This window comes from Pseudomonas sp. TE3728 (assembly GCF_056279145.1).
Genome location: NZ_JBWBQT010000001.1, coordinates 2120932 through 2140429, shown reverse-complemented (window position 1 = coordinate 2140429; position 19498 = coordinate 2120932). Strand labels below are relative to the sequence as shown.

Sequence of the window (19498 nt, the reverse complement as noted above, 5' to 3'; positions counted from 1 at the left end):
TCTGTATCTGGTTGTCGCCGTAAAGATTACAGATCTTTAACGGTACGGACCTGATCTTTGTTGACGCGGGTTTGCTTGCCATCCAGTTGTTCGAATTCGTAAAAGCCCGATTCTTCATCGTACTTAGGCGCGTCGACGGCCTGGATTTCTCGACCGTCATTCAAGGTGATCACTGTAGGCGATGCGCAACCGGCGAGGGTGGCAAGGCCCAGTGCGAGCATGAAAGTGGCGAGGGTCCGTTGAGTCATGGGTGTGTCTCCGAATGGGAATTCTTTTGGTTGCTGAGCTTGAGACGTATACAACGCGCGCAAGTTCCATGGCGTGTCAGTCTGACACAGTGTGGTGTGTGCTTAACAGTTCCGGCGTATTGAGATTGGCCAGGCGAGGGTCGTTATCCGGGCATTGCAGGGCTGTGGCGCCCAGCTTGCGCATAAGGCGACCCGGGCTGCGCTCGCCTTCGTTCCAGGCAGTCTCGAAAGCCGCTGAAAGGGCGACGGGAATCATACACAGCAAGGGTTCCCAGTGTTCGCCATGGCGCAGCATCAGCGGTTTGTCCGGATGCTGTCCGGCGGCTTCACGCATGCTCTGGAGCAGCGCGGCATCGATGCGTGGTACATCGCAGGGCAGCACGAGTAAGCAGGCGTGACGGGCGGCCTTCAGGCCAGCGCGAATACCCGCCAACGGCCCCGGAAAGTCGCCTTCGTCGTCATGGACCAACTGATCCGCATAAGGCGCATATTTTTCCAGGTTTCTGTTGCAGGAGATGATCAGGTCATCACTCAGCGGGCGCGTCTTGCGGTGCAGATGCGCGATCAGCGGTTCGCCGTGCCAATCCAGCAATCCCTTGTCCTGACCGCCCATGCGTTGGCCGCGACCGCCGGCCAGGAGCAGAATGGAGCAAGGTGCCAGAGGTGTATTCGAGGTCATCGCACTTCTCCATGAGGGCGGCGAAAAAATGAGGCGCTGTGATATAACACCGGGCTGTTTCTCCTACAACTGGATGAGCCTATGAAAGCCAAGGCTGATGTACCTTTCGCACCGCTCAACATCGCGGTGCTGACTGTCAGCGATACCCGTACCCTGGAAACCGATACCTCAGGCCAGGTCTTCGTCGACCGTTTGAGCGCTGCCGGTCATAACCTGGCGGCCCGTGTATTGCTTAAAGATGACCTCTACAAAATTCGCGCGCAAGTCGCCAACTGGATTGCTGATGAGGTCGTGCAAGTGGTGCTGATCACCGGCGGTACCGGGTTCACCGGTCGCGACAGCACGCCCGAAGCCGTGAGTTGCCTGCTGGATAAACAGGTCGATGGTTTTGGTGAATTGTTCCGGCAGATATCGGTAGCGGATATCGGCACATCGACGGTTCAGTCCCGGGCCTTGGCTGGTCTGGCCAATGGAACGCTGGTGTGCTGCTTGCCGGGCTCGACCAACGCGGTGCGCACCGGTTGGGACGGCATTCTCGCCGAGCAACTGGATTCTCGTCACCGTCCGTGCAATTTCGTGGCCCATCTCAAACAGGCGGCACCCTGTGAAACCCGTGGGTAAGCCAGGCAAGACAGGCAGTCTGATGGCTGTCGAGGTGGCACTGGCGCGTTTACTGGAAATGGCCGACGCCTCGAAGATTCGTGAGCACGAACGCTTGCCGTTGGCGCAGGTTCAGGGGCGTGTACTGGCCGCTGACCTGGTCTCGACACTTGATTTGCCGCCTTGGCCCAACAGTGCCATGGACGGTTATGCCTTGCGCCTGGCCGACTGGACGGGAGAGCCGTTGGTGGTCAGTCAGAAGATTTTTGCAGGCCAGGCCCCGGAGCCCTTGAAACCAGGTACTTGTGCGCGGATCTTCACTGGCGCGCCTGTGCCCGCCGGTGCCGACTGTGTCGAGATGCAGGAGAACGCCGAGGCTCAGGCGGATGAGCGAGTACGTTTCACCGAAACCATGACCCCAGGAAAGAACATCCGTCCACAAGGTCAGGAAGCCACCGTCGGTGAGCTGATCCTGTCCGCCGGAACGCGTCTGGGATCTATTGAGCAGGGGCTGGCGGCATCACTGGGATGCGCTGAGCTGGACGTGATTCGCAAGGCTCGTGTTGCGGTCTTGTCTACCGGTGATGAGTTGATTGAGCCTGGTCAGGCCCTTGGGCCAGGACAGATCTACAACAGTAATCGAGTGTTGCTTTGCAGCTGGCTGCAGCGGTTAGGTTGTGAGGTGATCGATGCCGGTATTCTTCCCGATGATTTAGCGACCACTCGTGCTCGCCTCGGTGAGTTGAAGGATGTCGACCTGATTCTCTCGACTGGTGGCGTATCGGTGGGAGAGGCCGACTTTCTGGGCATTGCCTTGCGGGAAGAGGGCGAATTGACGCTGTGGAAGCTTGCCATCAAACCAGGCAAACCGCTGACGTTCGGGCATTTTCGCGGCGTGCCTGTGATCGGTTTACCCGGCAATCCGGCGTCTACCCTGGTGACTTTTGCTCTGTTGGCAAGGCCCTACCTTTTGCGCCGCCAAGGCGTAAAAGAAGTCGAGCCCCTGAAGTTTCAGGTGCCGGCAGGATTCGTCTGGCCAAAGGCGGGTAACCGACGTGAGTACTTGCGCGGACGTCTGGAGAATGGCCGGGCAATCATCTACAGGAATCAGAGCTCTGGCGTACTGCGCAGTGCTGCCTGGGCTGACGGTCTGGTTGAGGTGCTGGAGGACCGTACGCTGATCGAGGGTGATTGGGTGAGCTTCATCCCGCTGAGTGAAGTCTTGAGCTGATACAGGCACTGGTTTTGCCCCGCAAGCCCGGTTGATCGCATCGGGCTTGCGTGCGTGACCATTTCTTAATGTGCCAGAAGTGCCACGACCTGATCGAAGCGGCTGTTGGCGATCCAGGCCAGAAGTCCCAGGATCACGGCTGTTGCGCCAGCTGAGTAGGCAAGCCTGTGTTTGATGGATTTGACGTCACCCCGGACTTCATCCATGTCTCTACGGATGTACTTGAGGTGTGTTTCGAGTTCAATGACGCGAGGTTCCATGTCAGCTTCTCCGGCGTGCTTTGCGCTGTTTTTGAATTCAGCCTGATGATTGGCGCGATTTTCTGCGAACGGCGCGACCGGGGTTACCGATAGTCTGAGGTCATGGCTTTGCATGGACTAGCTGGCTCCTTGCGTTAAAACCATTCAAATGATCGATGCCGTTGTTGCTTGCGCTGTTTGAGGCCCTTAAGGGGGTTCCATTCATTGTTTTCACATCCCTGTGTAAATTAAACGGGTAATCACTGATAACAGAGACCCAACGGTGTACCAATTGTTCGGATGGGTCAATTGAGCCGATTCCTCATGTTTTGTACGAAAAAATACCGCTCTGTAGGACTCACATTTCCTTCCCTTGGAAATAATTGAAATCCAGTCGACTTTTATCAGGGGCTGCGAGGTCAACATATCCCATGGAATTGCGGATATGGGAGTGGCAAAAATGAGCGAGCGCAAGGCACTGTTGATTCTGCATGGCAAGCAGGCACTCAATGAGGAGGTCCGTGCAGCCGTCGAAGGCAAGCGCCAGCAGGGCTGGAAACTGGCTGTTCGACTGACCTGGGAGGCCGGTGATGCGCAGCGGTTGGTGGAAGAAGCGCTGGCGGCAGGCTATACGCAACTGATTGCCGGCGGCGGCGACGGTACCTTGCGTGACATCGCTGAAGCCATGGCGGCGCATTCGACGCAGGCCAGTCTGGTACTTTTGCCCTTGGGCACCGCCAATGATTTTGCGCGTGCTGCCGGTGTGCCTCTGGAGCCCGCTCAGGCGTTGGATCTTCTGGAGGCTGTCCCGCGAACCATTGATCTGGGGGAAGTCGGCGGTCAGGTTTTCCTGAACATGGCCACTGGCGGCTTTGGCAGTCAGGTCACGGCCAATACCTCCGAAGATCTGAAAAAAATTCTTGGCGGCGCCGCTTATCTCTTCACGGGTTTATCGCGCTTCAGTGAGTTGCATGCGGCCTATGGCGAGTTGCAGGGGCCAGATTTTCACTGGCGCGGCGAGTTGTTGGCATTGGGCATTGGCAATGGCCGACAGGCTGGCGGTGGTCATGTGTTGTGCCCGCAGGCGCTGGCTGACGATGGTCTGCTGGATATCAGCATTTTGCCCGCGCCACAGGAAGTGGTCGGTACCTTGAAAGATTTGCTGGCCGATGGCTTCGGCATCGACAACATGTTCGTACGAGCTCGCTTGCCATGGGTGGAGATCAAAGTCTCGGAGGGCCTTTATATCAACCTTGATGGTGAGCCTCTGGAGGGCGACAGTCTGCGTTTCTCGGCGCGCCCGGCGGCATTGCGTGTGCATTTGCCCGAAGGCTCGCCGCTGCTGAGCGTCTCGAATCCAGTTAATCGTCCAGACTGATGATTTGCTCGCGCACGGCGAACAGCACCAGGCCGGCCACATCGTAGATCTGCAAGCGTTTCATGATCTGCGAGCGGTGGGTTTCGACAGTCTTGATGCTCAGAGCCAGGCCATTGGCGATTTCCCGGGTGGATTTTCCGCGAACAATCAGTCGCAGGATTTCCAGCTGACGTGCCGTCAGGTTGTGCGAGTCCTGGGTTTGCGCCTGATTTTTCTGAGCTCGAGTCAGCGCCTGGTTGATGACTGTATGGGCAATGGCCGGGCTCAGATAGCGTTCGTTATTGCGCAAGGCATCCAGCGCATGTTCGAGTTCGGTGGCCGTGGTGTCCTTGAGCAGGTAGCCATGAGCCCCTGATTCCAGGGCCTGCATGATAAGCGCCGGGTCGGTGTGCATCGACAGGATGAGCACTTTGCACTGCGGGCGTACGCGCTTGAGTCGCTGCAAGGCTTCAAGACCACCGGTTTCCTTCATGGAAATATCCAGCAGAATGATGTCCGGGGACAGCTGCTCGACCATCTCGACTAACAGTGAGCCGTCATTGGCCTCCCCGATTACCGCATAGCCGGGAATATCCAGCACCAGGGCGCGCACGCCAGCCCTGATAAGCGAGTGGTCATCCACCAGAAGTAAGTTACAAGTCAATGCATAACCTTATTCGTACTGGCCCGTTCTAGCGCACGCGGCGCCCAGGGGAAGAGTGCTTCGATTTGAGTGCCTTTGCCCGGCTCGCTGGTCACGGTCAGTGTGCCACCTAACTGATCGATCCGTTCCGACATCCCGGCCATTCCGCGTTGCCCCTCGCGAGCGGGATCTGCCGCTGGCACGAAACCCAGGCCGTCGTCGCTGATCAACAATGTCAGGCCTTGGGGCAGGCGTTGCAGGCGGACCAACAAATTACTGGCCTCGGCGTGACGCAGTATATTGGTAACCGCTTCTTGGGTGATGCGAAAAGCCGCCACCGCCATTTCCTCCGGTATGCCCGTCAGGCGTTGATGGCACTCCAGGCTCCAATGCACGGAGGTATTGGCCAGGGTCCTGAGTAAATGTGCACGCAGGCTGGCTTCCAGTCCGAGACTGGCCAGTTGCCGCGGATTCAGGATGGCCGACACATCTCGCACCTTGGTGAGTGTTTCGTCCAGCGTTTCGCACAGTACCGAACACTGACCCTGCAGTTCTTCGGGCATTCGACGTTTGAGCCATTCACTTTGAAGTTTCGCGGCGGTCAGCAATTGACCGATGTCATCATGCAGTTCCCGACTGAGCCGATGGCGTTCGTTTTCCTGCACTTGCAGCAGGCGGTCAGCCAGTTCTTGAGGTTGAAACTTTATCGATTTGCGCGAAAGGCAATGTCCCACCCAGACACAGGTCAGCGCTGCACTATTGAGCACCAGCAGACTCAACGGCACAGATATGGACAAGCTGTAGACCAGCAGGCTGCCAAGCGCCGAACAGATACACAGAAAAAGCGTGAACCGGCGCGCGTTTTTTCGGGAGGGTGGCCACAGGGTAATTGACTTGAGGCTGGCGTACATAGCGGATGGAGCCAATAGATGTTCGCTGCGGGCAGACCGGCCACAAGGGCTGACGGGTCTCTGTGTGGAAATCGTTGTGTGAAGTCGCCCTTCGGCTGTGGTGCAGTGCTGGCAATGCAGCCTTCAGGGTGCTTGGCTGGATCACTTTGTCATTAATTGGCGTCAACTAATGGTCGGCATACTACCACTTAACATACCGTTGGTCGCGTTCGGTATATAGCTCTATATAGTCAAAATACTGTTTTTGGACGATGGTTCCATAATGGAAAAACTTTCGATTGTTGTCGTCGGAAGATATCGATTGGCAGGCATTTTGTTTTTATTGCCAGGCACTATCTGAAGTCGAGACAGGGATAACTATTTCGAACTGTCTTCGACGCAATGACCCATTCAATTGCGGCATGAGCGCATCAAGTTATAGGGCGGCGTCATGGCAATAGAAAAGCGCAACACGGCCAGGGCTGATGTTTTTTAAGCTTGCCGTTCCGAGAACGAAACCAACCTGAAGGGTCTGGCATGGCTGGGCGGCTGAAACTGACTTTGTCCCACTTGAAATGCAAACGCTTCTATCAGTGAGGTCTGTTCAGTGTCATCGAGACCGAGTTGGCCGGTAGTCTGATCGATAAGTTCGAGTTGCCAGGCCAATAATGTGAAGCAATCCTTGAGCGCGTCCAGGGCTTGATCGTGCAGGTCCATGTGGTTCTGCGCGCAGCTCAGTAATCCATGAATATGCAGCGAGAACTCCGAGACCGCCGCCAGTGCCAAGGCATCGGCCTTGCTGGACAGCTTGAGAAGGGTGCTGAGCATGCAATCGATGGCGTCCTTATCATTGCTGATCAGTTGCAAATGACTCAGGCATTCCTCGGATTTGGCCAAGAGTGTTTCAGCCTCAACGAGAAATTCCGGAAATCGCTGAGCCCACTCTTTGGTGTCGTTCGGCATGCTTATCTCCACAACGTCGTGTCAGATGAGGGAATGTCGTGTGTGCCGACGAGAACCATATGTGTCCCCGTGCTGCCAAACCTTCGTGATATCGCGCTCCGGCAGGTTTGAGCACCGGCAGGGGAACTCGAGAGGGTGGATGACCACTGACCTGCAATCGCACACAAAAGCCTGACTCCATTCATGCAATGAGAATGGCGTCACATTAATGGCTATTGGATATTGCGAATATCAGGTTGGGCCTGATTGTTACTAGGGGAATCCCTTACGCAGGGGAACCTAACGTGCAAACCGAGGTCGCGCCGCAGGAAAGGAAGCAGATGAAAATCACGGAGCCAGTAAAGCATGATGTTAATGTGACATCAATGCCTGAGCCTGGCATTTTGTCTGGGGGTCAAGGTCCGGCAAAAACAGCCGATAACTCCCTTTAGTGAATTCATCAGAACAAGCCCAGGAGTCATTAATGGCCGGCATTCTCGACACGGTAGACCAACGCACGCAACTAGTGGGTGAGAATCGCCTGGAAATTCTCATGTTTCGGCTGGCCGGACGGCAATTGTTTGCGATCAACGTCTTCAAGGTTCAGGAAGTGCTTCAGCTGCCGAAGCTGACTTTGATGCCGCAACGCCATCCCTTTGTTTGCGGCGTGGTCAACCTGCGTGGCCAGACGCTGCCGGTGATCGACTTGTCCCAGGCCATCGGCATGCGCCCGTTGGTGCCAAGTCCCACCAGTACCATTATTGTCACCGAGTACAACCGCTCGGTGCAGGCGTTTCTGGTCGGTGGCGTGGACCGCATCGTCAACATGAACTGGGAAGCCATTTTGCCGCCGCCGGCCAGTGCCGGTCGCCAGCATTACCTGACCGCCATCAGCAAGGTCGATGATCAGTTGGTGGAAATCATCGACGTCGAGAAAGTCCTGGCCGAGATCGTTCCGTACAACGCCAAGGTATCGCGCGACAAACTCGACGATCCGGTGCTGGAGCGTGCCCGTGGCCGTGAAGTACTGCTGGTGGATGACTCTAACGTGGCCTTGTCGCAATTGCGCGACACGTTGGGTCAGTTGGGCGTGAAGATGCACATTGCCAGCGATGGCTTGAAGGCGCTGAACATGCTCAAGGCCTGGGCCGATACGGGCGAAGTCATGACCGACAAGCTGCTGATGATCTTCACCGATGCGGAAATGCCGGAGATGGACGGCTATCGCCTGACCACCGAAATCCGTAACGACCCCCGTTTGCGTGGCCTTTATGTGGTCTTGCACACTTCGCTGTCGGGCAGCTTCAACGACTCGATGGTGAAGAAGGTCGGCTGCGACAACTTCCTCTCCAAATTCCAGCCCGACAAACTCGTCGACGTAGTGCGCCAGCGCCTGATGCTCGACGCTGTACCTGCCTGACAGCACGAGTAGGGGCTGGTTTGACATCAGCCTTTGATTCGGCAATCAAGCTCGTATAGGGTGGCGTTTTTACCCACCAGGGAGCTGGCCATGCGTCTGAGCGCGCTTTATCGTTTTCCATTGAAATCCGGCAAGGGCGAGCCCCTCAATCAGGTCAGCCTGGACAAGCTGGGACTGGACGGTGATCGACGCTGGATGCTGGTGGACGAAGCCAGTGGGCGCTTTCTGACCCAACGCGCGGTTGCGAAAATGAGTCAGCTGTCGGCGTTGTGGAATGCCGACGGCGGCTTGACCCTCAGTGCCCCGGGCCATTCAACGATCGATATTGCGTTGCCTGACGGCGATGCCGATCTGCGCGGGGTGACCATCTGGCGCGACACCTTGCGCGTTCCCGATGCCGGCGATGCGGCGGGTGCCTGGGTCAGTGAGTTCATCGGCAAGCCAACGCGTCTGGTGCAAGTGCCGCTTGATCGCGCGCGGACCACCCAGGCCGGCTATGGCAAGGACGATGATCAGGTGGCGTTTGCCGATGGCTTTCCGTTATTGCTGATTGGTCAGGCGTCGCTGGAAGACTTGTCGAGCAAGGTCGGGCGGCCGCTGGAGATGTTGCGTTTCCGGCCCAATCTGGTGATCGAGGGCAGTGAAGCGTATGCCGAAGATAGCTGGAAACGCATCCGCATTGGCGATGTCGAGTTCCGCGTGGTCAAGTCCTGCTCACGCTGCATTCTGACCACCATCGACCCGCAGACCGGCGAACGCAGCGAAGATCGTGAACCGCTGGCCACATTGCAGAAATACCGCACCGAGGCCGACGGCGCGATGTTCGGGCAGAATCTGGTCAACGACGGCAATGGCCGGCTTGAAGTCGGCATGCCCGTGACGATCCTCGAATAAAAGCCCTTCAAAATAAAAAATGCCCGCGTCCAAGGACACGGGCATTTTTTTTGTCGCTGTGAAAACCCGGGGGGTTAGCCGCGGTATTCGCACAGGTAAGCGGTGTCGACGGCCACTTTCAGCTGGAATTTGCTGTTGGCGGGTACGTTGAACTGGCTGCCGGCGGCGAAGGTTTCCCAGGTGTCGCTGTCAGGCAGTTTGACGGTCAGGGCGCCGGACACCACGTGCATGATTTCACGCTGGCTGGTGCCGAATTCGTATTCGCCCGGTGCCATGACGCCGATGGTCGCTGGACCTTCAGCGGTGCCAAAGGCGATCGACTTGACGGTGCCGTCGAAGTACTCGTTGACTTTAAACATGGGCGGTTCCTCGAAAAGGGCTAAAAAGGGCCGGCCAGTATGCACAAGGTGTCGATAGGCGTCACCTCCTGCACTCAAGGATTAGCGGGGAAAATCAGCGGTAACAAACGCGCCGTATTGCGCGCGTCTTCCAGCGCCCGATGCTGCTGACCGTTGAACTGCAGGCCCGCCAGTTGCAGGGCTCCGTTGAGCCCCAGCGGGCGCTCCAGCCGACGAGCCTTGGCGAAGCGTTGCTTGAGGTTCATGTGCGGCACCCGGCTCAGGGCGCTGTCGAGTTGCAGGCGCTGCCAGTCCTGAAGCAGTTGTTTGCGGTCGTAATCGCCCCAACTCGCCCAGCCTTCCAGGCGCGCGTGATGTTGACCGAGCCAGCGTTCGAACAACGGCCAGACGACGCTGAGCGGCTGTGCGGCATCGATATTGGCCTGGGTGATGTGGGTCAGTTCCCGGCAAAACGGCGTCAGCAAGGGCCGGCGCAACGGGCGCACGAAGCACTGGAAGTGATCCAGTTCCTGGCCTTTGCGGTCCACGAGGGTGGCACCGATTTCGATGATTTCCATTTCCGTGACTGGCCAGCCACCCTCATCGGTGGTGGCTTCCAGATCAATGACCAACCAGTGAGGCATCGCAGGGTTCCTGGTATCCGCGTCCTGATAGGGCTTGAGCGTAGCCAAACCCGGCGGATCCGCCTAGCGGCTTATTCGACCTCTAACAAAATCTGACGATTTTTGACCTGATCGCCGACCCTGACCTGCAAGCGTTTAAGCACTCCGTCAATCCCCGATTTGAGCGGATGCTCCATTTTCATTGCTTCGAGCACCACCAATAGCTGACCTTTGCTGACCGGGCTGCCCTCACTGACCAGTACATCGACGATCGCCCCGTCCATCGGCGCTTTGAGCGTGCCGGAACTGACACTGGCCTGTCCGCTGACCGGCACCAGGGTCCGATCGACCAACCGCAGGCTGCCGGGGCGCGTGAATAACCAGAGTTGCCCGGCTTCGAAGCGGTAGGCATGGCGTTGGCGGATGCCGTCGATTTCCAGCGTAGCCCAGTGGCCGTCGCACTGGATAACCTTCAATTCAAGGGTGCGAGCGCCTACCTGAATGCGGCAAGGTTCGCCAGATTCAGCGTTCAATTGCACCGGCCAATCCTGATCCCCAAGACCGATTCGATAGTGCAGGGGCACGCTGGCGTTGTTGCGCCAACCGGCCAGCGGGGCGCGGTGAGCCTGCGCTGAAGCCTGATAAAACAGCGCCGCAGCGATGGCCAGTTCTTCGGCGCTCGGCACATGGGGATGCAGGCAGGGATGATCGGCGAAGTGCGTGGGGATGAACCCGGTGCTGAACTCGCCACTGATGAACTGCGGATGTTCCAGCAGACAGGCGAGCAAGCGCTGGTTGCTTTGCACGCCCAGCAGCACGCTGTCTTGTACCGCCCGCAGCAACTTGCGCCGGGCTTCTTCGCGGGTGGCACCGTGGGCGATGAGTTTGCCCAGCATCGGATCATAAAACGGACTGACAGACTGACCTTCGATCAAGCCATGGTCGATCCGCACGCTGCCCTGCAATGCAGGTTCCCAGGCTGCGATTCGCCCGGTTTGCGGCAGAAATCCCTGGGCTGGGTCTTCGGCGTACAGACGCACTTCCATGGCATGGCCGTTGAGCTGCACCTGCTCCTGTCGCAACGGCAGTGGCAGTCCTTCGGCCACGTGAAACTGCCAGGCCACCAGATCGAGGCCGGTGATCATCTCTGTCACCGGGTGTTCCACTTGCAGCCGGGTGTTCATCTCCAGAAAATAAAACTGCCCGCGAGCATCCAGCAGGAACTCCACAGTGCCGGCGCCGACGTAATTCACCGCGCGCCCCGCCTTGAGCGCAGCTTCGCCCATGGCCTGGCGCAAGTCGGCAGTCATCACCGGGCAGGGCGCTTCCTCGATGATTTTCTGGTGGCGACGCTGGATCGAACAGTCGCGCTCACCGAGGTAGATCAGGTTGCCGTGTTGATCGCCGAACACCTGTACTTCGACGTGACGCGGGTCGATCAAGGCTTGTTCGAGGATCAGTTCGTCGCTGCCAAAGCCGTGCAGTGCTTCGGAGCGCGCGGTGCGGATCTGCTCCAGCAAATCACCGGCGTTGTGTACCAGACGCATGCCACGACCACCACCGCCGGCGCTGGCTTTTATCATCAGCGGGTAGCCGATGCGTTCGGCTTCGCGACTCAGAGTCGCGTCGTCCTGTTCGCTGCCCTGATAGCCTTTGATGCAGGGCACGCCCGCTTTGATCATGGCGAGTTTCGACAGACGTTTGCTGCCCATCAGTTCGATGGCCTCGGGGCTCGGGCCGATGAAGATGATGCCGGCCTGTTGGCAGGCGCGGGCGAATGCTGCGTTTTCCGAGAGGAAGCCGTAACCGGGGTGGATCGCATCGGCACCGGTGCGCCGGGCGGCGTCGATGATTGCCGGGATGTTCAGGTAAGACTGCTGCACCGGGGCCGGGCCGATGTTCACGGCTTCGTCGGCCATCTGCACATGAAAGGCATCGGCGTCGGCGTCGCTGAATACTGCGACGGTGCGGTAGCCCAGCGCTTGCGCGGTGCGCTGGATGCGGCAGGCGATTTCACCGCGGTTGGCGATCAGGATTTTGCTGAAGGCGGGCATGGGTTATTCCCTTTGTATTACGGTGAATGAGATGGCCCCATCGCGGGCAAGCCCGCTCCCACAGGATTTTGTGAACGACACAGATCTCTGTGGGAGCGGGCTTGCCCGCGATGCTTTTAAATCGCCCAACCCGGTTTTCGCTTTTGCACAAAGGCCATCGTCCCCTCGACCCCTTCATCCCCGGTCACTGCTTCACTGAACCACTCGGCCGCCTGATCCAGCAGGCCATCCGAGAGTTGCCCCGCACTCGCCAGCAAGAGTTTTTTGGTCGCCGCATTCGCCCCCGGAGCACAACACAACACATGGGCCAGCACCTCATCGAGGCGCTCGGCCAAGGCTTGCGGGTCATGCTCGACAAAATGCACCAATCCCATCCGCCGGGCCTGGTTGCCATCGAACCGTGCGGCAGTCAGGGCCAGTCGGCGGGCCTGGGTCAGGCCGATGCGCTGTACCACGAACGGTGCGATCTGCGCCGGCAACAGGCCGAGGCTGGTTTCCGGCAGGCCGAATTGCGCCTGATGATCGGCCATCGCGATATCGCTGACGCAGGCCAGACCGAAGCCGCCGCCAAGTACCGCGCCTTGCAGCACGGTGATGACCACTTGCGGCGCGTGCTGGGTTTCTTCCAGCAAGGCGCCGAACGCACGGTTCAATTCGCGGTAGGCCGTCTGACCCTGAGCGCGGGCATTGGCCATGTCCTTGATGTCGGCACCGGCACAAAAATGTCCGCCGGCACCGCCGATCACCAACGCGCGAACCTGCCGGTCATCGCGCACCGCCGCCAGCACCGCGCGCAGCTCGGCGACCATTTGCAGGCTCATGGCGTTACGACTGTCGGGGCGATTGAGGGTGATGTGCAGGACGCCGTTATGCCGTTCGAGCAACAGGGTCTGGCAAACGGGAAGGGTGTTCATTTCTTTTTCCCCGGCAGGATGCCCATGAGTTTGCAGATGATCCCCAGCATGATTTCGTCGGCGCCGCCGCCGATCGACACCAGCCGCACATCGCGGTAAGCCCGCGCCACCGGGTTGTCCCACATGAAGCCCATGCCGCCCCAATATTGCAGGCAACTGTCGCTGACTTCCCGGCCCAGTCGCCCGGCCTTGAGTTTGGCCATGGACGCCAGACGGGTGACGTCCTGGCCTTTGATGTATTGCTCGGTGGCCTGGTAGACCAGCGCCCGCAGGCATTCGATTTCGGTTTGCAGTTCGGCCAAGCGGAAATGGATGACTTGATTATCGATCAGCGCATTGCCGAAGGTTTTGCGCTCCTTGCAATACTCGATGGTGCTGTCGACGCAATACTCCAGGCCTTTGATCATGTTCGCCGCGCCGAACAATCGTTCTTCCTGGAACTGCAGCATCTGCATCATGAACCCCGCGCCTTCGTGGCCAATGCGGTTGCGTTGCGGCACGCGCACGTTGTCGAAAAACACCTGGGCGGTTTCCGAGCTGCGCATGCCGAGTTTGTCCAGGTGCGAGCTGAGGCTGATGCCGGGGCTGTTCATTGGCACCATGATCAGCGACTTGTTGATGTGCGGCTTGTCATCCGAGGTGTTGGCCAGCAGGCAGATGAAGTCGGCGCTCGGCGAGTTGGTGATCCACATCTTGCTGCCGTTGATTACGTAGTCGTCGCCGTCCTTGCGGGCGCTGGTTCTCAAGCCTGCTACATCGGAGCCGGCACCGACTTCGGAGACGCCGATACAGCCGACCTGTTCACCGGTGATCGCCGGCCGCAGGAATTCTTCGCGCAGTTCATCGGAGCCGAAACGCGCCAGGGCCGGGGTGCACATGTCGGTCTGCACGCCGATGGACATCGGAATGCCGCCGCAATGAATGGTGCCGAACTCTTCGGCGGCCGCAATTGAATAGCTGTAGTCGAGCCCCATGCCGCCGAATTTTTCCGGTTTGGAAATCCCCAGCAGACCGAGGTCGCCGGCCTTGCGGAAGATCTCATGGATCGGAAAGCGCCCAGCCTTTTCCCATTCCTCGACATGAGGATTGATCTCGTGATCGACGAATTGGCGGACGGTGCGGCGCAGTGCTTCGTGTTCCTGGGTGAAGATCATTTTTTATTGTTCTCCTGTGATCGTTCCCACGCTCTGCGTGGGAATGCAGCCTTAGACGCTCCGCGTCATCAAAAACGGGCTACGCCGAAACTGTTGGATTGCAGCGAACGAACTTCGGCCTCATGGCAGATGTCCAGCAAGTACCCGAGCAACGTGCGGGTGTCCCGCGGATCGATCAGCCCGTCGTCCCATAGATTGGCGCTGCCATACAACGCGGTGGACTGGCTGTCGAGCTTCTGCGCGGTGACTTGCTCCAGCATGTCGAGCATTTTCGGGTCGGGTACCAACCCGTCCTTGAGCTGTTTGGCTTCGGTGACAATCCGCAGCACTTTGCCGGCCTGAGCGCCGCCCATCACCGCGGTGCGGCTGTTGGGCCATGCGAAGATGAAGCGCGGGTCGAGGCCACGGCCGCACATCGCATAGTTGCCAGCGCCGTAGGAACCGCCGACGACGATCGTCAGTTTGGGCACTCGGGCATTGGCCACCGCTTGAATCATTTTCGCGCCGTGCTTGATCACCCCTTGTTGTTCCGACTCGGTGCCGACCATGAAACCGGTGGTGTTGTGGAAAAACAGCAGGGGCGTCTGGCTCTGGTCGCAGAGCTGAATGAACTGTGCAGCCTTGCTCGCACCTTTGGGCGTAATCGGGCCGTTGTTGCCGATGAAGCCGCAGGCTCGACCCTGAATCTGCAAATGCCCGCAGATCGTTTGCTGGTCGAACTCGCCCTTGAATTCGAGGAAGTTCGACGCGTCGGCAATCCGGGCGATGATTTCCCGCACGTCGTAGGGCTTTTTCGGGTCATCCGGGATCAGCCCCAGCAGTTCGTCGATGGGGTAGAGCGGTTCTTCCCATCGACGTTCGGGTAACCATGGCAACTGATCGTTCCACGGCAACAGGCTCATGATCTCGTGCACCTGGCGCACGCCATCGGCATCGTTCTCGGCCAGGTATTCGGCGGTGCCGGCGGTTTGCGCGTGCATCTGGGCGCCGCCCAGTTCTTCATCGGTAGCGACTTCACCGGTGGCGGCCTTGAGCAGCGGCGGCCCGGCAAGAAACAGCTTGGCTTTGCCGCGCACTACCACCACGTAATCCGACAACCCCGGTTGATACGCGCCGCCCGCGGTGGCCGAGCCATGGACCACGGTAATTTGTGGCAAGCCCATGGCCGACATCCGCGCCTGATTGGCAAAGCTGCGCGCGCCTTCGACGAAAATCTCCGCCGCGTAATTGAGGTTGGCGCCTCCGCTTTCCGCGAGGGTGATTACCGGCAATTTGTTTTCCATGGCGATCTGTTGCAGGCGCAGGGATTTTTTCAAACCGCTGGGGGAAATGGTTCCACCCTTGATCGCGCTGTTGTTCGCTACCACCAAAACCCGCACGCCGGACACGTAACCGATCCCGGCGATCAAACCGCCGCCGGCCGAGCTGCCGTCCTTGTCGTCGTGCAGCTTGTAGCCGGCCAGGCTCGCCAGTTCGAGGAACGGCGCGCCGGGGTCAAGCAGCAGGTTAAGCCGCTCCCGGGGCAGCAGTTGCCCGCGCTTGTCGAACCTGGGCTTGGCTTCGGCGGCTTTGTTCAGCAGGTTCTGTTCGAGCTGGCGGACCTGCTCGATACCGGCCAGCATGGCCACACGGTGACGGGCGAACGATTCGCTGAACGGGTCTACCTGGGACTGGATGACCGGCATGGTTATTCCTTGTCCTTGGATTCATCTGGTTTGGAGACGTCTGGTTTGGAGGCGTCAGGTTTGGACGCGCCGGGTCTGAGTACTTCGGGTAAATAGGCGCGGTGAAAGCCGTTGTAGGAATGACTGTTCTGCGCCTTGTGCATTGGCCAGGCCCGCCCGCCAAGGCTGGCGGCGCCGTCGATGCGCAACGTGCTGCCGCTGACAAAAGCGGCTGCCGGGCTGAGCAGGAAAACAATCGCCGCGCTGATTTCCGATTCGGTGCCGATGCGCTTGAGCGGTACGTGTTCGCACAGGGTCGGGATTACGGCCCGGAACGCACCTTCGTAGGTGTCCATGCCGCTGGAAGCGACCCAGCCCGGCGCGACGGCGTTGACCCGCACGCCGGCATAGCCCCATTCAAACGCGGCGGTCTTGGTGAAATTGTCCATGCCTGAGCGCGCCGCGCCCGAGTGACCCATGCCGGGCATGCCGCCCCACATGTCGGCGAGCATGTTGACGATGGCGCCGCCGTGCTTGCTCATGGACTGATTGAACACCTCACGGGCCATCAGAAAACCGCCCACCAGGTTGGTGCGCAGTATGGTTTCGAACCCTTTCTGATTGATCGACGCCAGGGGCGAGGGGTACTGCCCGCCGGCATTGTTGACCAACCCATGAATCGGCCCGTGTTTGCGGATCAATTCGCTGACCAGTTGCGTGACGGCATCTTCATCGCGGATATCGCAGACCTGCCAACTGGCTTTCCCCCCGTCTTCGGTGATTTCGGCGGTGACCTTTTTCAGTTTCTCGGCATTACGCCCCACCAGCAGCACCTGCGCGCCGAGGGCTGCGAGCTCGTGGGCGGTGCAACGGCCGATACCGCTGCCGCCACCGGTGACGATGATGTTTTGGCCAGCGAACAGGTCGGGTTTGTAAATCGAGTCATAAGCCATGGCGACGGTTTCCTCTAGTTGACCTGATCGGCGATGCGCCGAGGCACCGGAATCTGGATCTCCAGCAGTTGTTGGGCGAACGCCTTGCCTTGCGGATCGATCCGCAGGCTGGCCACGCCACCGCCGCCGAGTGCGTTCTCCAGAAGAAAATTAAAGCTCTGAGTGCCGGGTAAATACCAGCGTTCGACACGCCCGTGGATCGGGTCGAGGACATGGCTCATCCAGTCGACCATTACCTCAGGTGTCAGCGCTTCGGCGATCCATGGCAGGTAGTCGGGATGGCGGGCCATGACGCCGATGTTGCTGTGATTGCCCTTGTCGCCTGAGCGCGCCACGGCGAGTTTGATCAGGGCTACGCTGGCGTCGGCGCGCTCGGTGGGTTGGGGCGGATCGAACGGTAGCGGCAAGTCAGCCGGGTCGAGTACATCGAGGGCGGGCAGGGCGCAGGGGTGGCGCTCACCGGCGAGGTCGATTTGCAGGGTGCAGGCCGTTTTGTCGATCAGAAATGAAAACAGCCGGATCAGCGGGTACACCGTCGGCCGCCCGCCGACGATCCCGGTCAACCCCGGCGCCATGCCGGTGGCGGCTTGGGCGATTTCCCGGGAAAACAGAATCAAGGCCTGTTTGCTTGGGTGGCGCACGGCGAGTTTGATCACCACTTCGCGGCTGTCCTGGCGCTGGCCATGAGGGCCATAAGTGGCTTCGCTGCCCAGCAGTTCGATATTCACTTCGCTGTAGGGCGCCCAGCCGCGCTGGCTGAAGATTTCCGAGGTTTTGTTGATGATCGCCTGGCTGACCCGTCGGGCCTTGGCCACGGCATCGATCCCGGCGATCAGGCAACTGGCGGTGCAGCGGAAACCGTCCGGATACGTGGCGCTGACCTTGTAGTGATCGGTCGGCGGCAAGCCTTTTGCGCCATGCACCTGAACCGCGTTTTTACCTTGTTGCACGAGTTTGACCTGACTGAAATCGCACACCACGTCGGGCAGCAAATAGGCCTGCGGGTCGCCGATTTCATACAGCATCTGCTCGCCAACGGTCAGGGGCGTAACCAGGCCGCCGGAACCATCGGGTTTGCTGACGATAAACTGGCCGTCGGCGCCGACTTCGACGATCGGAAAACCGATGTGTTCGTAGTCGGGCACGTCGTGCCAATCGGTGAAATTGCCGCCGGTGCACTGGGCGCCACATTCAATGAGGTGCCCGGCCAATGCAGCCTGGGCGAGTTTGTCGTAGTCGTGCCACGACCAGCCGAACTCATGCACCAGCGCGGCGCTGACCACGGCGCTGTCGACCACGCGCCCGGTAATTACAATGTCGGCGCCCAGGCGCAGGGCTTCGACGATGCCCGGCGCGCCGAGGTAGGCGTTGGTCGATACGCACATCGGCGGCAGGGGCGTACCACTGAACATCTCATGCAGGCCAAGGCTGCTCAGCTGTTTGAACTGCGGCTGCAGATCGTCACCCGACAGCACGGCAATCTTCAGCGTCACCCCGGCCTTGTCGCAAGCCGCTTGCAGGGCAGCGGCGCAAGCTTGTGGATTGACGCCGCCGGCATTGCTGATGACGCGGATCTTCTGTTCCGCGAGCTGGTTGAGGAGGGGACTGAGGACTTCGATGAAGTCGCTGGCGTAGCCGGCCCCCGGATCTTTCATCCTCGCCCCGGCCATGATCGACATCGTGATCTCGGCCAGATAATCGAACACCAGGTAGTCCAGCCGCCCGCCTTCCACCAGTTGCTCGGCGGCGGTCGAGGTGTCGCCCCAGAATGCGCTGGCGCACCCGATGCGGATTGTTTTAGGCGCAGTCAATTCCATAACCACCTCCGACAGAAGTGCTTCGAGACTACCAAGCAAGCGCTTGGTTTGTAAACGACTGAAATATCTTCTGCCCAAGCGCTTGCTTGGTCGCCCCCGCCAGCTTAAATTGCCCGCGCAACCCTGCTGTTTTAGCGGGCAGCGGCGCAATTGATTGATCGACTGTAGGAGAGAACGGGTGGACGAGCAAAAAGCCCTGAGGGTGATGCGCGAATTGGTCGACAGCGGCCAATTGACCGACCCGGACAGCGCCCGCGGCAAACTGCTGCAAGTGGCCGCTCACCTGTTTCGTCATAAAGGTTATGAACGTACCACCGTGCGCGACCTGGCCGGTGCGGTAGGTATTCAGTCTGGCAGTATTTTTCATCACTTCAAAAGCAAGGATGAGATCCTGCGGGCAGTGATGGAGGAGACCATTCGCTACAACACCGCGTTGATGCGTGCAGCCCTGGCCGAGGCCGGCAGTGTGCGCGAGCGGGTTTTGGCGCTGATTCGCTGCGAATTGCAGTCGATCATGGGCGGCAGCGGCGAAGCCATGGCGGTGCTGGTGTATGAGTGGCGTTCGCTGTCAGCGGAAGGTCAGGCGCAAGTTTTGGCGCTGCGTGATATTTATGAAGACATCTGGTTGCAGGTGCTGGGCGAAGCCAAGGACGCCGGTTTTATCCGTGGCGACGTGTTCATCACCCGCCGTTTCCTGACGGGCGCGTTATCCTGGACCACCACCTGGTTTCGTGCCGATGGCAGCATGAGCCTCGATCAATTGGCCGATGAGGCGTTGATTCTGGTGCTTGAAGAACGGCAGTGAGCCGTCTATCTCGGCAAGAAACTGGCTAAGTTG

At 59.2% G+C, this 19498-nt stretch carries 20 protein-coding genes; 6 read left to right on the top strand and 14 right to left on the bottom strand.

Annotation, left to right across the window (positions count from 1 at the left end):
- Positions 1 to 26: 26 nt before the first annotated feature.
- Together ACZ89R_RS09035 and mobA are read right to left on the bottom strand one after the other, a co-directional pair.
- The gene (locus tag ACZ89R_RS09035) at positions 27 to 248 is read right to left on the bottom strand and encodes a YgdI/YgdR family lipoprotein (protein WP_038982251.1); all 222 of its coding nucleotides are present in this window, start codon (positions 246 to 248) and stop codon (positions 27 to 29) included.
- Positions 249 to 324: 76 nt separating this feature from the next.
- Positions 325 to 927, bottom strand: a complete 603-nt coding sequence (gene mobA / locus ACZ89R_RS09030) for a molybdenum cofactor guanylyltransferase MobA (RefSeq protein ID WP_123497558.1) — start codon at positions 925 to 927, stop codon at positions 325 to 327.
- Between the two features lie 81 nt (positions 928 to 1008).
- Here mobA and moaB point away from each other — a divergent pair, with 81 nt between their 5' ends.
- Entirely contained in the window at positions 1009 to 1548 is a 540-nt protein-coding gene (moaB, locus tag ACZ89R_RS09025) for a molybdenum cofactor biosynthesis protein B (protein ID WP_008075630.1), read from the top strand.
- Positions 1532 to 2758 carry a molybdopterin molybdotransferase MoeA gene (locus tag ACZ89R_RS09020; protein ID WP_429545990.1) on the top strand — a complete coding sequence of 409 codons (1227 nt, stop codon included), beginning with the start codon at positions 1532 to 1534 and terminating at the stop codon, positions 2756 to 2758. The genes moaB and ACZ89R_RS09020 overlap by 17 nt, the downstream gene beginning before the upstream one ends.
- A 65-nt stretch (positions 2759 to 2823) precedes the next feature.
- On the opposite strand, the gene ACZ89R_RS09015 is transcribed toward ACZ89R_RS09020, so the two are convergent.
- The gene (locus ACZ89R_RS09015) at positions 2824 to 3132 is read right to left on the bottom strand and encodes a hypothetical protein (protein ID WP_123497553.1); all 309 of its coding nucleotides are present in this window, start codon (positions 3130 to 3132) and stop codon (positions 2824 to 2826) included.
- A gap of 325 nt (positions 3133 to 3457) precedes the next feature.
- Between ACZ89R_RS09015 and yegS the strand changes: the two genes are divergently transcribed.
- Positions 3458 to 4375, top strand: a complete 918-nt coding sequence (gene yegS, locus ACZ89R_RS09010; RefSeq protein ID WP_123497591.1) for a lipid kinase YegS — start codon at positions 3458 to 3460, stop codon at positions 4373 to 4375.
- On the opposite strand, the gene ACZ89R_RS09005 is transcribed toward yegS, so the two are convergent.
- The 3 genes from ACZ89R_RS09005 to ACZ89R_RS08995 form a co-directional block, all read right to left on the bottom strand.
- Positions 4359 to 5018 carry a response regulator gene (locus tag ACZ89R_RS09005; RefSeq protein WP_123497551.1) on the bottom strand — a complete coding sequence of 220 codons (660 nt, stop codon included), beginning with the start codon at positions 5016 to 5018 and terminating at the stop codon, positions 4359 to 4361. The two genes, yegS and ACZ89R_RS09005, sit on opposite strands and share 17 nt — an antisense overlap.
- Positions 5015 to 5908 (bottom strand): sensor histidine kinase, encoded by an 894-nt coding sequence (locus tag ACZ89R_RS09000; RefSeq protein ID WP_429547875.1) that lies wholly within the window; start codon positions 5906 to 5908, stop codon positions 5015 to 5017. The genes ACZ89R_RS09005 and ACZ89R_RS09000 overlap by 4 nt, the downstream gene beginning before the upstream one ends.
- Before the next feature lie 471 nt (positions 5909 to 6379).
- The gene (locus ACZ89R_RS08995) at positions 6380 to 6850 is read right to left on the bottom strand and encodes a hypothetical protein (RefSeq protein ID WP_123497547.1); all 471 of its coding nucleotides are present in this window, start codon (positions 6848 to 6850) and stop codon (positions 6380 to 6382) included.
- 463 nt (positions 6851 to 7313) lie between these two features.
- On the opposite strand from ACZ89R_RS08995, the gene ACZ89R_RS08990 reads away from it, so the two are divergent.
- Both ACZ89R_RS08990 and ACZ89R_RS08985 read left to right on the top strand, forming a co-directional pair.
- On the top strand, positions 7314 to 8249 hold the full coding sequence (locus ACZ89R_RS08990; RefSeq protein WP_123497545.1) for a chemotaxis protein CheV: 936 nt from the start codon (positions 7314 to 7316) through the stop codon (positions 8247 to 8249).
- A 90-nt stretch (positions 8250 to 8339) separates the two neighbouring features.
- Positions 8340 to 9143, top strand: a complete 804-nt coding sequence (locus ACZ89R_RS08985; protein ID WP_429545991.1) for an MOSC domain-containing protein — start codon at positions 8340 to 8342, stop codon at positions 9141 to 9143.
- 74 nt (positions 9144 to 9217) lie between these two features.
- Here ACZ89R_RS08985 and ppnP read toward each other — a convergent pair whose 3' ends face one another.
- The 8 genes from ppnP to ACZ89R_RS08945 form a co-directional block, all read right to left on the bottom strand.
- Positions 9218 to 9502, bottom strand: coding sequence for a pyrimidine/purine nucleoside phosphorylase (gene ppnP, locus ACZ89R_RS08980; protein ID WP_007895072.1), 285 nt, complete (start codon positions 9500 to 9502; stop codon positions 9218 to 9220).
- A 74-nt stretch (positions 9503 to 9576) separates the two neighbouring features.
- Positions 9577 to 10125, bottom strand: coding sequence for a 3'-5' exonuclease (locus ACZ89R_RS08975; RefSeq protein WP_429545992.1), 549 nt, complete (start codon positions 10123 to 10125; stop codon positions 9577 to 9579).
- Between the two features lie 71 nt (positions 10126 to 10196).
- A complete protein-coding gene (locus ACZ89R_RS08970; RefSeq protein ID WP_429545993.1) occupies positions 10197 to 12158 on the bottom strand; it encodes an acetyl/propionyl/methylcrotonyl-CoA carboxylase subunit alpha in 1962 nt (653 codons plus the stop codon).
- A 116-nt stretch (positions 12159 to 12274) separates the two neighbouring features.
- Positions 12275 to 13072 (bottom strand): enoyl-CoA hydratase/isomerase family protein, encoded by a 798-nt coding sequence (locus ACZ89R_RS08965; protein WP_429378681.1) that lies wholly within the window; start codon positions 13070 to 13072, stop codon positions 12275 to 12277.
- A complete protein-coding gene (atuD, locus tag ACZ89R_RS08960) occupies positions 13069 to 14226 on the bottom strand; it encodes a citronellyl-CoA dehydrogenase (RefSeq protein WP_429545994.1) in 1158 nt (385 codons plus the stop codon). Before atuD ends, ACZ89R_RS08965 begins: the two co-directional genes overlap by 4 nt.
- A 68-nt stretch (positions 14227 to 14294) precedes the next feature.
- Complete coding sequence (atuC, locus tag ACZ89R_RS08955; protein ID WP_429545995.1) at positions 14295 to 15911, bottom strand: geranyl-CoA carboxylase subunit beta; 1617 nt, start codon at positions 15909 to 15911, stop codon at positions 14295 to 14297.
- Between the two features lie 2 nt (positions 15912 to 15913).
- Entirely contained in the window at positions 15914 to 16843 is a 930-nt protein-coding gene (locus tag ACZ89R_RS08950) for an SDR family oxidoreductase (protein ID WP_429545996.1), read from the bottom strand.
- A 14-nt stretch (positions 16844 to 16857) separates the two neighbouring features.
- Positions 16858 to 18660, bottom strand: coding sequence for an acyclic terpene utilization AtuA family protein (locus tag ACZ89R_RS08945; protein ID WP_429545997.1), 1803 nt, complete (start codon positions 18658 to 18660; stop codon positions 16858 to 16860).
- Positions 18661 to 18838: 178 nt separating this feature from the next.
- Between ACZ89R_RS08945 and ACZ89R_RS08940 the strand changes: the two genes are divergently transcribed.
- Positions 18839 to 19465 carry a TetR/AcrR family transcriptional regulator gene (locus ACZ89R_RS08940; RefSeq protein ID WP_429545998.1) on the top strand — a complete coding sequence of 209 codons (627 nt, stop codon included), beginning with the start codon at positions 18839 to 18841 and terminating at the stop codon, positions 19463 to 19465.
- Positions 19466 to 19498: the final 33 nt, after the last annotated feature.